Here is a 13,576-nt window from a genome sequence, read left to right as displayed (position 1 = left end):
TCTGGAGGGTCGACTCGTGTGTCTGGAGGGTCGACACGCGTGTCTGGAGGGTCGACACGAAGTCAGGGGAGGGTGGCGCGGAGGGCGAGGATCATCTCGAAACGGGAGTCCGGGTGGCGGAGGTGATCCGCGAACAGGGCCTCCAGCTCCTGGGCGCGGGCGCGGACCGTCTGCGGGTGGATCGCGAGGCGGTCGGCGACCTCGCGGACGTTGCCGCACGTCTCCAGCCACGCGAGCAGCGTGTGGGCCAGGCGGGTGTACTGCTTCGGGGTCAACGCCGTCAGCGGGGCGAGCCGGCGCCGGGACACCTCCGTCACCAGGAACGGCTCCTTGCGCAGCCACAGCGTCGCGAGGTGGTCTTCGCACCAGGTCAGCGGCTCGTCCGGCAGGACGTCGCCCACCAGCCGCAGGGCCTCCTGCGCCGTCGCCAGGGACCGGGCCGCCTGGCGGGGCGGCACCGGCGGCCCTACCGCGGCCCGCTGCCCGGCCAGGGCCCGGGTCAGCGCGCCGCGGTCCGCGGGGGCGGGCAGCAGCAGCCGCGGGGTGCCGTCTTCGAGGTCCTCCAGTGCCTCCAGCCCGGTGACGTCGGCGGCCCCGTCGAGCGCCACCGCGACGAGCCGGTGCGGCAACGGCCACTCGGCCGCCGTCGCGGCTTCCTGGACCGTCCGCGACGGCGACGGCGGGTCCGCCAGCAGCAGGTCCAGCAGCCGGCGTCGCCGCCGCTCCAGCGCGCCCGCGGCCCGCGCCTGCGCCGCCGCGTGCCCTTCGATCGACAACGCGGACAGCTCGTCGATGTAGGCGAAGATCGCCTCGGCGAGCAGGCACAGCGTCGCCGACGGCACGCCGGCCCGCGTCCCCACCTCCGCCATCCGCCGCCACGTCACCCGCGCGCCGACCCGGTAGGCGGCCTGCAGGACGTCGAGGTTGCGGCCCTGCGCGAGCTCGTGCACGCCGAGCCCGACGAACACCTGCCGCCGCTCGTCGGGCACCGGGCCGGAGGTGGCGATCCGGTCGATGAACTGCAGGATCGCCGCCTGGACGCCGGCCCGCAGCGCCTTGCCGAACGCGCCGTCGAGGGGCCGCGCGTAGTCCGGGATGGTCCGCTGGATCTCGCGCAGCACCTCGTCGGCGACGTCGAGCAGCCGCGGCCGGAACACCGCGGCCAGCTCACGCGGGAGCATGGCCCACAGCTGTCCCGGCCGGCCGTCGCCGCCGAGCATCGGCCCGAAGTTCGTTTCGACGGGCGGTCCCGTCATCGCCCACCCCGTTGTGGAAGACATCGTGGAAGAGGAGTTCAGGAACCGAGGAGAGCCTCCGCGCGCAGCGCGATCTCCATGTCGAGCCGGTCGTCGGCGTTGTGCAGCCGGTCGCCGAACAGGTCGACGAGCTGGTGCATGCGGTAGCGCACGGTCTGCGGGTGCACCTTCAGCTTCTTCGCGATCTCGGGCGCACTGCCGCGGGACTGCAGCCAGATCAGCAGCGTCTCGCCGAGCCGCGCCCGCTGCTTCGGCGTGAGGTCGTTGAACGGCTCCAGGCTGCGCGCGCACAGCTCACGGACGAGGAACTCGTCGGCGAGCAGCCACAGCGTGGACAGGTGGTCGGTGCAGCGGGTCACCGGCGCGTCCGGCAGCACGCCGCGCTGCACGAGCTTCAGCGTCCGGCGCGCCCACAGCAGCGACCGCGGTGCGTCGGTGAGCCGCACCGCCGGGCCGATCACCGCGCGCCAGCCGGGCAGCCGCTCGGCGAGGTTCTTCAGGTGCCGCTCCGGGTCGCCGGTGACCAGGCACGGTTCGCTGCCTTCGAGGTCGACGAGCACGTCGGAGTGCAGGTCGGGCGCGGCGAGGCTGTGCTGGTCGGCGCGGGGTTCGAGGGCGACGACGGTGACCTCGGCCGGCAGCGCCCACTGGGCCGTGGCGGCCTGCGCGGTGATGGTCTGCGGCGCGGACGGCGGGTCGGCGAGCAGCAGCTCCAGCAGCCTTCGCCGGCGGCGGGCGCGGGTGCCGGCCGCGCGCGTCTGCGCCGCCGTGTAGCCCTCGATCGAGAGCGCGGAGATCTCGTCGACGTAGGCGAAGATGGCCTCGGCGCTCGTGCACAGCGTGTCCGCGGAGACGCCGGCGGCCTGCCCGAACTCGCTGATGTGCCGCCACGCGACCCGGCCGCCGACCCGGTAGGCGGTCTGCAGGCAGTCGAGGCTGCGGCCCTCGTTGAACTCGATCTTGCCGAGGTTGCGGAAGACGGTCGTCCACGTCTCCAGCGGCACGGCGTTCGGGGTGCCGACACTGTCGAGGCACTGGATGATCGACTGCCGGACACCCTGCGTGATGATGTGCCCGAACGCCCCTTCCAGCGGCTGGCGGTATTCGGGCACCGCCCGCTGGACCTCCTGCAGGATGGCCCGCGCGAGCGGATCGACCCGCGGCTTGAAGCGGATCGCCAGCTCCCGGGGCAGCGACGCCCAGAGCCCGATGGCCCCGGAAGCGCGTCCCTGCCGCCGGTCCACCGGGGTGCGCGGGGCGGGTGGGTAGGCGGGCCGGGCCGACACGGACTGCTGCCGGTAGGCCGGTCCGGAGGTGCGCTCGCCGGGGTTCGGCCGGCCGGCCCGCAGGGCGGGGGCGGCGAATCCGGTGTCCACGTCGGTCATGTGTTTTATCCTTGCTGGCAACAAAAGCGGCCTCTTCGCCGGGACAGCCGATCCGAATTTTGTGGCTCAGGCAACATAATTTCGCGCGAACGGCACTGTCAACGGGTTGTCCGCTGACTTTGCGGTAACCCGTCCGGACTACACCCGAACGGGTGGAACGGCGCGAGGCCAGGTGACACTTCCGGCGCGGCCGGGTGGTGCGCGGATGACAACTTTTCCGAAGGCCCGGTTCGCGGCTGTCAGCCGCGTGACGAGATCGCCCCGGCGGCGGGCCTGGTCCGGCCCGGAAAGTGTTTCACGTTTTCGGGTGGCGTCAAGAGTGGCGATCCCGTGCAGCGGCACGGGCGCCTCGCCGCGGGCGTGCGCCGAATGGTCGGCCGAGCATGACAAGAGGGAAGGGGAAAAGGCGACTGTGCGTGCGCGTTTTCCGGGCTTCACCGGGAATGCGTATCGACATTTCGGCGGTGCGCGGTAATCCTCGGAGACATGGTCGCAATGACGCACCGGACGCGCTGATGTCCTGCCGCGCGAGTTTCCATTTGGTCCACCAGGGCGCGGGGCCGCCCCGCCGCGCCCTGGGGAGGCGACCCTGGCGGCGGGTGCTCCCGATGCCGGTGCGCGCGCTCGATCGGGTGGCGCGGGTGCACGTGTCGGGCAGGCCGGGAACCGGTGACGCTGCAGTGGCGGTGCGGTGAGCGGGGGTTCGCCTGCGGCGGGGCTGGTACAGCGGCGTGGATGGCGTGATCAGCGTGCGCGTGCGGCCCGTGGTCCGGCGCGAGCAGGTCGCGCGTGCGGGCCTGTGCTGCGGCGCGGATGAGCCGAGGCTTCAGCCCCGATCGCGCCGCGGCCGATATCCCTGGACCGGTGTGGCGGTGACCTGCGCGCCGGTCACGCTTCCGGCGGCCGGTGGGCTCGCATCAGGCGTTGCGCCCGCAATGCCAGCTGCATGCCCAGCCGGTCGTCGGCGTCCTTCAGGCGGTCGCCGAACAGCTCCTCCAGCTGGCGCAAGCGATTGCGGACCGTCTGCGGGTGCACGCCCAGCCGCTGGGCGATCTCCGGTGCGCCGCCCCTGGTCTCCAGCCACGCCAGCAGCGTCTCGCTCAACCGTTCCCGCTGCTTCTCGCTGAGCGAGGCGAACGGGTCCAGGCTCTGCCGGGCCAGCTCGGCCGCCAGGAAGTCCTCGGCCAGCAGCCAGAGCGTCGCCAGGTGGTCGCGGCACCAGATCAGGGGGCCCGGGACGTCCGGTCCCGACAGCAGCAGGGCCCGCCGTGCCGTGCGCAGCGCCGCCGGGGCGTCCGCCAGGGGCACCGTCGGGGACACCGCCGCGCGCCAGCCGTCGAGTTTGGCCGTCAGGGGGGCCAGGTCCGCGTCCGGGTCGCTGGTCAGCAGGTACGGCTCCGGGCCGTCGAGGTCGGCCAGGACGCCGTCGCCGAGCAGGTCCGCCGGGAAGTCGGCCGCGTCCGGGGCGCGCTCGAGGGCCACCATCGCCGCCGTCTCCGGCAGGGGCCAGCCCGCGCCGCCCGCCAGCCCGGCGATGCTGGTCGCCGCGCCCTCCGGGGCGCCCGCGATCAGCTCCAGCAGGCGCCGCCGCCGGACCGGGACCGCCCCTTCCGCCTCGGCCTGCGCCTGCTGGTACCCCTCGATCGCGGTGGCGCACAGCTCGTCGACGTAGGCGAAGATGGCCTCCGCGGCGACCGAGATGACCGCCGGGTCGACGCCCGCGGCGATCACCGCCGGGTGCATCGCCCGCCACGCCACCCGCGCCCCGATCGTGGCGCTGTCCTGCAGCGCGTCGAGGTTGCGGCCCTCGGTGAACTCGACCCGGCCGCGGCCGCGGTAGAACTCGACCCACGGCTCGTGCGGCAGCGCCGGCTCGCCCATCGCGTCGACGCAGTGCCGCACCGCGAACTCGACGCTCTTCACCAGCACCTTGCCGAACACGCCCTTGAGCGGCTGGCCGTAGGCCGGGACCGTGCGCTGCACCTCCTGGATCATCGAGGCCGCCGCGTGCCCGACGTGCGGGCGCAGGCCCGCGCCCAGCGCGCGCGGCAGCGAGGCCAGCAGGCGGAAGCTGCGGTACTCGACCACGAATCCCCCTTCGAGTGCGTGGGGGCCGAGCGTATCCGACCCGTGTGTCACTGAAAAATCAACGATCGGTTCCCGGAAAGGGTGACGCGCACTCGTCCTTTTGACACGGACGGGTGCGCGTTCTACGCTCCGTGGCGGATGGCGGGGCCATTTCTGCGGTACCAATTCCCAGTGGAGGACTGAATTCCCCATGCGCGGTTCCGCTGCCTCGGACGGCTCCGTGTGGTCCCGGCTGCCGCACGAACTCGGCGACGCGGTGCGGCCGCGAATCCCGGAGATCGCCCGGGCCTGCATCGACGCGATCGCCGCCGAGATTCCGGAATATTCCCGGAGTTTCGCCGGCGGACCCGAGCGCGCCGTCGCGATCGAGCAGGCGCGGCGCGGCATCGAGCGGGACATCGACCGCGTCGGCACGCCCGCGATGTGGCAGGCCGACCGGCTGGCCGGGTTCCGCGGGCACGGGCGCGAGGCGTTCCACAATGGTCTGAGCCGCGAGGCCGTGCAGGCGGCGGTGCGCGTGTCGAGCCGGGTCACCTGGCGGTGGATCGCCGACATCGCGCGGGAAGCCGGGTTGTCCGGTGACGTCCTGTACGGCGCCGCGGAAGGGATGTTCGCCGACGTCGAGACGTCGATGGCGGCCGTCGCGGAGGGTTACAGCGCGGCGGAAGCGGCGGTGGCCGGCACCGGCGAACGGCACCGCCGCCTGCTGCGCGCGGTACTGGGCGGCCGGATACCGACCGCTGAGACATTTCAAGAATGGGACAGTCTGCTAGCCGCGTCCGGCCTGCCGGTGCCCGAGCGGGTCGCCGCGGTGGCGTTCCGCGCGCTGCCCGGCGCCCCGGAGTTCCCGCCCGGGCTGCTGCCGGAGCACGTCCCCGCCGATCCGGCCGGCGACCCGCCGGCGGCGCTCACCCCGGCCCCGGACGTCGACCTGGCCGGCCTCGCCGGGCTGCCGCCGGGCTGGACGGCCGCGGTCGGGCCGCTGGTGCCGCCGGCCGAGGCACCCGAGTCGTTCCGGATCGCCCGCCGCGCCGTCGACCTGGCCGCCCGCGGCCTGCTCGACGCACCGGGTCCGGTGATCTGGTGCCGCGACCACGTGACGACGCTCCTGCTGCTCGCGGACGAGTTCCTGGTCACGCAGCTGGCCACGACGACGCTGGAGCCGCTGTCCGGCCTGTCCGGGCGTCGCCGAGAGCAGCTGGCCGAGACGCTGCTGGCGCTGGTCCGGACCCGGGGCAGCGCGCCGGAGCTGGGCCGGCTGCTCGACCTGCACCCGCAGACGATCCGGGCCCGGTTGAAGAAGCTGGCGGAGCTGTTCGGCGACCGGCTGGACGACCCGGGTGAGCGGCTGCGGCTGGAGCTGGCGTTGCTGGCCGAGCGCGCGCTACCGGGCCAGGGCTGAGGCCCGCCGTGGTCGGGCCGGTGCCGGGCGCGGGAACACCCAGCGCCGGTAGCCCCACCAGCGGAACGCCGTCCCCAGCAGGGTGCCCAGCAGCATGCCGGCGACGAAGTCCGCGACCTCCTGCGTGGCGTAGCCGACGTACGGGACGGCCAGGTGCAGCACGTACCGCGACACCAGCGGCGGCACGAGGTTCACCGCCACCGCGCCCGCGTTGACGGCGAAGAACAGCGTCGCCTCGCGCACGCGGCCGTGGCCGCCGCGGGTGGCGAACGACCAGCGCCGGGACAGCAGGTAGGCGAACGCCGTGGCGGCGACCGTGGCGATCGCGAGGGCCGTCACCGGCTTCTCCCGGAACACGGTGAACTTCAGGCTGTAGTCGCCCAGTAGGGTGACCCCGTACGCGGCCGAGCCGACGACGGCGAAGCGGAGCAGCTCTCGCGGCTCGGGCATGGTTCCTCCAGGTGGCGCCGACAGGGCGGAGGTCTTTCGATGGCACGGACGGGCGGGGAGAGCGAGCTTCCCTCGGTCGCCGAACTGGTGAACCTTTCGCAGACGAGGCCGCTGGTGATCCGCGGCGAGCTCGACGCGAAGCTCGCCGAGGAACCGCCCGCCGAGCCCGCACCCGACCCCTTGGCGGTGCTCGACGCCGAGCTGGCGGCCGACGAGCGCCCGCAGGAGACCCCGCCCGCCGACCGGTCCTCCCGCACGAAGCCCTACGTCCTCGCCGCGGGCGCGGCGGTGGGACTGGGGCTGGCGGCGGTCGTGCTGTTCCAGCCCCACCAGGTGGGCGGAACGGCGGTCCCACCGCCCGGAGCGGCGGTCCCGGCCCCGCCGCCGACCGCGACGTCGAGCGAAGGGGTGGTGACGATGAGCGCCTCCGCGGCACCGCCACCGCTGACGGCCAAGGTGCGCGACTCGCCGCCGGAGACCACGAGCATGCCGTCCGCGGCGGGCCGCAAACCGGCTCGCGCAGAGCCGCCGGCCCCGTCGACGACCTCGCCGGAGGACCAGTGGCGCGAGTACGTGAGCTCGGTGATCAGCTCTTGGCAGCAGCATCCCCGTGGTGGCCGGAGCCGCTGACGGGGTGGGGCGCCGGTGGCGCTCTGCTTGGCGGGCGGGGCCCGGTCGCGCGGCCGGGGTTCGCCCCAGCCGGAGTCGCGCTGTGGCCGGAGCTGTTGAGCGGCGATCGCTCCGCGGCCGGAGTCGCCGAGTGGTGATCCGCCGCCGGGATCGCTGAGCCGAATTCGCGCTGGCAGCCGCTTCGCGGCCGCAGCCGCCCTGCGGCCGGAGTCGCTGAGAGGTGATCCCGCAGCAGCCGCTTCGCGGCTGCGGCTGCCGACGGTGATCTCGCCGCCGGGGCGCCGAGCCGAGCTCGCGCTGGCAGCCCCTTCGTGGCCGGAGTCGCTGAGCGGCGATCCCGCCGCAGCCGCTACGCGGCCGCAGCTGCCGGGTGGCGAAGCAGCCACTTCGCGGCCGCAGCGGCGAGCTCGCCGCCGGAAGCGCCGAGCCGAGCTCGCCCCGGCACCCACCCCGCGACCACAGCCGCCGGGCGCGGGTTCGCCCAGCTCGCGTTGGGCAGCCGCGCCGGAGCCAGGCCGCGTCCCCACCAAGACCCGTGCGAAACCCGCCGCACGGCCGCCGACCCCCTCTGATCAGCAGCTCGCCGTCGCCGGTTTGCCTGCGATTCGGTCCTTCACGAACGCCAGTACGTCCGCATTGCCCGTGTACACCAGCGTGATGTGGTCCGTGTCGTAGGTCTTCCACGTCTCCTGGACCCCAGCCGCGCAATACGCCTTGTGCAGCGCATCCGCCTGCGCGAACTGCACCAGCTGATCCCCCGTCGCGTGGTACAGGAACACCGGTACCCGCGGCGGCGCCCCGCCCAGCTTGTTCTCGTTCAACCGCGCCACCCACGCCGGCTTGATGTAGCCCGGAGAAGTCGTGTAATCCCCGATCTTCTGGTTCGCGTACGTCGTCAGCAGCTCGAACGTGCACGCGCTCCGCTGCATCTCGGCCAGCTTCGCCCGCCCGTTGTCGCTGAGGAACGAGTCCAGCTGCAGCTCCGGGTACGCCCGGTCGAGACCCAGCAGCGCGTACGCGAACACGCCGAAGCCGAACTTGCCGTCGAGCTGCAGCGTCACCTGGACCAGGTCCGCCGGTACCCCGCCGGCCGCGATGCCCACCAGGTTCAGCTCCGGTGCGTACGACGGCTGCAGCTCGCCGGCCCACGCCGCCGCGCCGCCGCCCTGGGAATACCCGCGGAACACCACCTTCGCCGACGTCGACAGCCCGGCCGCCGGGAGGCGCTGGGCCGCGCGGACCGCGTCGATCACCGCCGGCCCTTCGGACCGGCCCACCACGTACGTCGTCTTCGGCTCCGGCTGGTAGCCCTCGTAGTCCGGGACCGCCACCGCGTACCCCGCGTCGAGCAGGTCGTCGAGGCCCGGCTGCTCGTAGAACGCGCCGATGCCGATCATCGCCGACGGCGTGCACGTGAACGCCGGGCCGTGCGTGCCCGGGGCGAACGCCACGATCGGGGCGCTCGCGCGGTCGGCGTTCTTCGGCACCAGGATCGTGCCGGTGACCGCGTCGGGCTGCCCGAGCGCGTTCGTCGACAGGTACATCACCTGCCACGCGTCGACCGACGCCTTCCGCGGGCCCGCGGAAGACGGCCGCCACCGCAGCACGTCACCCGGCTTGCCCGCCGGCAGCGGGGACGGCGGGACGTAGAACGAATCACCCGGAGGGGCCGGGCCATCGGCGGCCGCCGCGGGGGCGAACGCCGTGGTCAGCACCACGGCTACCAGCGCGGCGAGCACGCGGCGGGCAGTCACGAGCCCGTCCCGTAGACGCGCTTGCAGGTCGCGGACTCGCTGAAGGCCAGGTTCAGCTCCGGGTTGGCCTTGAGGTCCTTGATCGGGCCCTCCGGGTCGGCGAGCTTGCCCATCGTCGCGTCGGCGTCGGAGATGGCCCGGCGCAGGCCGGCCTGGTCGGTCACCGTCGCCTGCTCCATCCGGGTCTTCGTCTCGGCGAGCTTGCCCTGCGTCTCGGTCAGGTTGCCGGTGGCTTTGTCCACAACGGACTGTCCATCCGGGACGGGCGGGACGCCGGCCGTGCGGATGCCGCCTGCCATGTCCTCGAGGGCGGACCCGAGCCGGCCGAGGAAGCCGACCATCGCGTCCCGGGTCTTCACCGGGTCGGCGTCGTCGACCGCGGGTGGCTGGGCGAGCTTCGCCGAGCCCGCGGCGACGCCGGTGCACACCTTGTCGACCCAGGCCAGTGCCGCCGGGTCGGCGTGGCGGCCCGGGTCGGGCGGGGCGTCCGAACCGCACGCAGCACCCGACAGGAGCGCGGCCACCGACATCGCGAGCACCGCGCTGTGCATTCTTTTCATGGGTTTCGAAGCTACGCGCCGCGCTCGCGCGCGAGCAAGAAGAGAATGGGTGGTTGGCACGCGCGTCAACATTCCGGCGCCCGGATTTGTCACGTCTGTCAGCGGTTCGAAGGTGGCGCTGTGCTGGGGAAACCTTCCCCGCCCTGCTAGGAATCACCCCGGCCCGGCGTGCCGGGGTGACAAATTGCCGGGTGCGCGTGACGTTTTCACGTAAAGCTCTTGATTGCCGCCGGTTCCGCTCGTTAGCTTACCGTTCGGTAGCGATTCCCATGAATAGCGCCGCCGTTCCGTATCACTGTTGATACACGGAAGGACCATCGTGATTCACCCAACAGGCAAGAAGAAGACGGTCGCGGCCGCCGCGGCCGCGGGGGCGGTCGGGCTCATCGCCACCGCGCTCGTCGCCGGGGCGCAGGCCAGCGCCGCCGACCCGATTTCGCTGACGCTGAACTACCACTGCACCTTCCCGCTGGTGGGTTCCCAGTCGCTGAAGGTGGTGATCAACACCGACCTGCCGACCACGGTGAACACCGGCCAGCCGACCGGCGCGTTCGACATCAAGGCCGTGTCCACCATCAACGCGGACACCGTCAGCGGCCTGAGCCTGATCGGCGCCACGACGCTGGAAGGCACCGCCACCGCGAGCGCGACCGTCGCCGCGCCGAGCCTCAACCTGCCGGTCAGCGTGCCGATCACGCTGGACAAGACGAACATCCCGGCTTCGGGTGAGATGAACATCAACGCGGCGGGCAAGACGCCGTCGCTGACGTTCACCCAGGCCGGCCAGGCGAAGATCACCGTCGGCGACCTGAACCTCAAGGTCACCCCGCGCAAGGCCGACGGCTCGGTCACCGGCATCACGCCGGACGGCACGATCGACGCGCCCTGCACGCAGGACAGCGGGCAGAACAACACCCTCGCGACGATCACCATCAACGGCGGTGGCGGGACGACGACCCCGCCCACCACGACCCCGCCGGTCACCACGCCGCCGACGACCACGCCGCCGGTGACGACCCCGCCCACGACCACGCCGCCGGGCGGGGGCATCAAGTACTCCTTCGGCATCACGGGGCAGACCGCGCTGAAGTCGCTCGGCAGCACCGCGCCGATCACCGGCTCCTTCGACGCCGACGTGGACCTGGCCAACAAGAAGTTCACCGGCAACCTGCAGCTGAACCCGACGCACACCGACTTCAAGCTGTTCGGCTTCCTGCAGGGCAGCTCGGACGTCAAGGTCGTGCAGAACGGCCCGCAGACCGGTGAGCTCGTCGGCACCGGCTTCAAGGCGCACATCAAGTTCGACACGTTCCTCACCACGGTCAACCTGTTCGGCATCCCGATCAGCACCGACCCGAAGTGCGGCACGACCAGCGCCTCGACCAGCGAGATGACCACCGGTCCCGACTTCGACCTGCTCAAGGGCGGCAAGCTTTCGGGTACCTACTCGCTGTCCGCGCTGCAGAACTGCGGTGCGTTCAACGACATCATCAGCGCCTTCGCCAAGAGCGACGGCAACTCGCTGGACCTGAACCTCACCAAGAAGTGACCCGAACTGCCGGCCCCCGCTGCGCGCTCTGTGCCGCGGCGGGGGCCGGTGCCACGTCTCGAGAAAGGGGAGCGCCCGTGCGGATCGCCCGGTCGTTGCTCGCCGCCTGCGTGCTCGCCCTCGCCGGCACCGTCGCCATTGCCGCGCCCGCGGCGGCGTCGACGCCGATCGACAAGAAGCTGAGCTTCACCTGCCCGTTCCCGTTGATCGGGCGGCAGAAGCTGGACGTGGAGGTCAAGGCGTCGTTCGAGGTGCCGTCCGCGCCCGGTGGCACGTTCACGACGAGCGACCTCGCGGTCGCGGTGACCGTGCCGGACAAGTCCACCCGCGGCCTGGCCCTGGTCGGCGCGGCGAGCATCGAAGGGACGGCGTCCGCAGGGGTGACGCTGGCCAACGGCTCGCTGACGCTGCCGCTGAGCCTCCCGCTGACCGTGGCGAAGACGGCGGTCCCGGCGTCGGGGCCGTTCACCACCAACGCGTCCGGTTCGGTCCCGCCGGTCCAGCTGCCGAACGCGGGCAAAACGACGCTGACCATCGGGAACTTCAGCACGCGCCTCACCCCGAAGAAGGCCGACGGCTCGTACACCGGGCTCGGCTCGTTCACCTCGGATTGCACGCTCGACGCGGGACAGGACCCGGTACTGCTCGCGTTCGACCTGAGGTCTTCCCGGGCCTACGGCGTCACCGGCTCGACGACGCTCAAGACGCTCGGGGCGACCGCGCCGCTCACCGGGTCGGTCACCGGGTTCACCCCGGCTTTCGACCCGGCGCACGCCGAGTTCAAGGTGTTCGGGTTCGTGCCGGGCACCGCGGACCTGCGGTTCACGCCGGACGGACCGCAGGCCGGCGAGCTGACCGGCGACGGCTTCGTCGCGCACGCGAAGCTGGCCCTGGCCGTGCCGCGGGTGACGCTGTTCGGGCTGCCGGTCGCAGATGCGGGGTGCCGCGCGAGCGCCCCGATCCCGGTCGACCTGAAGACGGGGCCCGGGTTCGCGCTCGCGTCGGGCGGGCCGGTGAGCGGGCAGTACGCGATCCCGCCGTTGACCGGCTGCGGCGCGTTCACCGCGTACCTGAGTTCCCTGGTGCAGGGCGAAGGGAACACGTTCGCCCTGACGTTGACCGCGCGCTGACCCGGGTTCACGCCGATCCGGTATTCCTGGGGGAATGCGCCGAACCACTGTGGGGACTCTGGTCGTTGTCACGCTGCTCGCCACCGCCGCGCCCGGGGAGGCGGCCGGCCTGAGCCGGGACCCGGTGGCGGTGGTCTACGACCGGGACCACGCGCTGCACGTCCTCAACGGCGGCGCGACCGACGACGAGCTGACCCTGCGGACGCAGACGCTGGCGTCGAGCGCGTGGGCGTTCTTCCGGGGCACTTCGCTGCTGTACTACCGCGACCTCGGCGAACTGCCGCCGTCCGCCTACGCCACCGCGGGCGGTGACGTGTGGCTGACCGGCGACGCGCACCTGGAGAACACCGGCGCCGACCGCGGCGCCGACAACGAGGAACAGTTCGCCGTCACCGACACCGACGACGCCTGGCGCGGTTCGTGGACGTGGGAGCTGCGCCGCGAGGCCGTGTCGATCGTCCTCGCCGGCCGGGCCAACGGCCGCAGCGCGAGCCGGATCGCGGCCGACGTCGACACGTTCGTCGCCGAGTACGCCCAGTGGATCGCGAAGTTCCACGGCACGAACGACGAAGCGAGCTGGCGGCTCACCTCCGCCAACACCTCCGACCTGGTCGGCGACCTGGTCGACGCCTCGGCCGGTGACAAGCGGGCCGACCTGCTCGCCAAGTGGACCACCGGCGGCCACTTCAAGGACGACCCGCAGCTCCAGGCCGTCCCGGCGGCGACGCGCACCCAGCTCGTCGACGCGATCGCGGCCTACCGGACCACCGCCGGCAAGCCGCTGAAGGCCTCCGAAGCCGTCGTGAAGGACGTCCGCCGGCGCACCGGCGCGGGCACCGGCAGCCTCGGCCGGTTCCGCTGGTACGTGCTGGTCGAGGGCGACACGACGGCGAACTCCGACGACCGGATCCTGGAGCTCAAGCAGGAGGTCGACCCGGCGCCGAAGCCGCTCGCACCGAACGCCACGACGCTCACCGGCGGGCAGCGCCCGGCCCTGGCCCTGCGCTGGCTGGCCCACCAGTCCGACCCGCTGGCCGGCTGGGCGAGCGTGGGCAGCACGCCGGTCCTGGTCAAGGAGAAGTCCCCGTTCGCCGAGGACCTGAAGATCGGCGACCTGACGACGTCGGCGATCTGGGACGACACCGTCCGGGACGTCGGGCGCCTGCTCGCCGCCGCGCATTCCCGCGCCGACCAGGACATCGCCGGCACCGGCCTGGCCTACTCGGCGGACGCGGCGATCGACGGCGCGATCACGTCCGTCTCGGGGCTGCAGGCCGAGACGCGGGCCTTCGCGACGAGCTACGCCGATCAGGTCACCGGCGACTGGCAGGCGTACGTCACCGCCAAGAACAGCGGCCGCCCGCTGTTCTGA

The 13,576-nt window shown here is 72.8% G+C and carries 11 protein-coding genes; 5 read left to right on the top strand and 6 right to left on the bottom strand.

Annotated features, from left to right (window positions below; translation table 11 throughout):
• Positions 1-62: 62 nt before the first annotated feature.
• The 3 genes from AB0J55_RS27885 to AB0J55_RS27875 all read right to left on the bottom strand — a co-directional run bounded on the left by AB0J55_RS27885 (position 63) and on the right by AB0J55_RS27875 (position 4,729).
• The gene (locus AB0J55_RS27885; protein WP_364254523.1) at positions 63-1,256 is read right to left on the bottom strand and encodes a helix-turn-helix domain-containing protein; all 1,194 of its coding nucleotides are present in this window, start codon (positions 1,254-1,256) and stop codon (positions 63-65) included.
• 38 nt (positions 1,257-1,294) lie between these two features.
• Entirely contained in the window at positions 1,295-2,641 is a 1,347-nt protein-coding gene (locus AB0J55_RS27880; protein WP_364254520.1) for a helix-turn-helix domain-containing protein, read from the bottom strand.
• Between the two features lie 888 nt (positions 2,642-3,529).
• The gene (locus AB0J55_RS27875) at positions 3,530-4,729 is read right to left on the bottom strand and encodes a helix-turn-helix domain-containing protein (RefSeq protein WP_364254517.1); all 1,200 of its coding nucleotides are present in this window, start codon (positions 4,727-4,729) and stop codon (positions 3,530-3,532) included.
• 190 nt (positions 4,730-4,919) lie between these two features.
• Here AB0J55_RS27875 and AB0J55_RS27870 point away from each other — a divergent pair, with 190 nt between their 5' ends.
• On the top strand, positions 4,920-6,131 hold the full coding sequence (locus AB0J55_RS27870) for a helix-turn-helix domain-containing protein (protein ID WP_364254514.1): 1,212 nt from the start codon (positions 4,920-4,922) through the stop codon (positions 6,129-6,131).
• On the opposite strand, the gene AB0J55_RS27865 is transcribed toward AB0J55_RS27870, so the two are convergent.
• Entirely contained in the window at positions 6,114-6,581 is a 468-nt protein-coding gene (locus AB0J55_RS27865) for a GtrA family protein (protein ID WP_364254511.1), read from the bottom strand. The two genes, AB0J55_RS27870 and AB0J55_RS27865, sit on opposite strands and share 18 nt — an antisense overlap.
• Positions 6,582-6,620: 39 nt before the next feature.
• Between AB0J55_RS27865 and AB0J55_RS27860 the strand changes: the two genes are divergently transcribed.
• On the top strand, positions 6,621-7,211 hold the full coding sequence (locus AB0J55_RS27860; RefSeq protein WP_364254508.1) for a hypothetical protein: 591 nt from the start codon (positions 6,621-6,623) through the stop codon (positions 7,209-7,211).
• Positions 7,212-7,783: 572 nt separating this feature from the next.
• On the opposite strand, the gene AB0J55_RS27855 is transcribed toward AB0J55_RS27860, so the two are convergent.
• Both AB0J55_RS27855 and AB0J55_RS27850 read right to left on the bottom strand, forming a co-directional pair.
• Positions 7,784-8,965, bottom strand: coding sequence for a lipase family protein (locus AB0J55_RS27855; RefSeq protein ID WP_364254505.1), 1,182 nt, complete (start codon positions 8,963-8,965; stop codon positions 7,784-7,786).
• Complete coding sequence (locus AB0J55_RS27850; protein ID WP_364254502.1) at positions 8,962-9,525, bottom strand: hypothetical protein; 564 nt, start codon at positions 9,523-9,525, stop codon at positions 8,962-8,964. Before AB0J55_RS27850 ends, AB0J55_RS27855 begins: the two co-directional genes overlap by 4 nt.
• 319 nt (positions 9,526-9,844) lie before the next feature.
• Between AB0J55_RS27850 and AB0J55_RS27845 the strand changes: the two genes are divergently transcribed.
• The 3 genes from AB0J55_RS27845 (at position 9,845) to AB0J55_RS27835 (ending at position 13,576) form a co-directional block, all read left to right on the top strand.
• Complete coding sequence (locus AB0J55_RS27845) at positions 9,845-11,074, top strand: DUF6801 domain-containing protein (RefSeq protein ID WP_364254499.1); 1,230 nt, start codon at positions 9,845-9,847, stop codon at positions 11,072-11,074.
• 77 nt (positions 11,075-11,151) lie between these two features.
• Entirely contained in the window at positions 11,152-12,204 is a 1,053-nt protein-coding gene (locus AB0J55_RS27840) for a DUF6801 domain-containing protein (RefSeq protein ID WP_364254496.1), read from the top strand.
• Between the two features lie 34 nt (positions 12,205-12,238).
• Positions 12,239-13,576, top strand: a complete 1,338-nt coding sequence (locus tag AB0J55_RS27835) for a DUF2252 family protein (RefSeq protein ID WP_364254493.1) — start codon at positions 12,239-12,241, stop codon at positions 13,574-13,576.

Origin of the sequence: Amycolatopsis sp. NPDC049688, assembly GCF_040674975.1 — a bacterium.
Classification (GTDB): domain Bacteria; phylum Actinomycetota; class Actinomycetes; order Mycobacteriales; family Pseudonocardiaceae; genus Amycolatopsis.
The sequence above is the reverse complement of the archived record's forward strand: the minus strand, read 5'-3'. Positions and strand labels throughout refer to the sequence as shown.

Coding starts and splice junctions, on each gene's coding strand:
- AB0J55_RS27885 (WP_364254523.1), bottom strand. CDS start 1,256: ATGACGGGACCGCCCGTCGAAACGAACTTCGGGCCGATGCTCGGCGGC.
- AB0J55_RS27880 (WP_364254520.1), bottom strand. CDS start 2,641: ATGACCGACGTGGACACCGGATTCGCCGCCCCCGCCCTGCGGGCCGGC.
- AB0J55_RS27870 (WP_364254514.1), top strand. CDS start 4,920: ATGCGCGGTTCCGCTGCCTCGGACGGCTCCGTGTGGTCCCGGCTGCCG.
- AB0J55_RS27865 (WP_364254511.1), bottom strand. CDS start 6,581: ATGCCCGAGCCGCGAGAGCTGCTCCGCTTCGCCGTCGTCGGCTCGGCC.
- AB0J55_RS27860 (WP_364254508.1), top strand. CDS start 6,621: ATGGCACGGACGGGCGGGGAGAGCGAGCTTCCCTCGGTCGCCGAACTG.
- AB0J55_RS27850 (WP_364254502.1), bottom strand. CDS start 9,525: ATGAAAAGAATGCACAGCGCGGTGCTCGCGATGTCGGTGGCCGCGCTC.
- AB0J55_RS27835 (WP_364254493.1), top strand. CDS start 12,239: ATGCGCCGAACCACTGTGGGGACTCTGGTCGTTGTCACGCTGCTCGCC.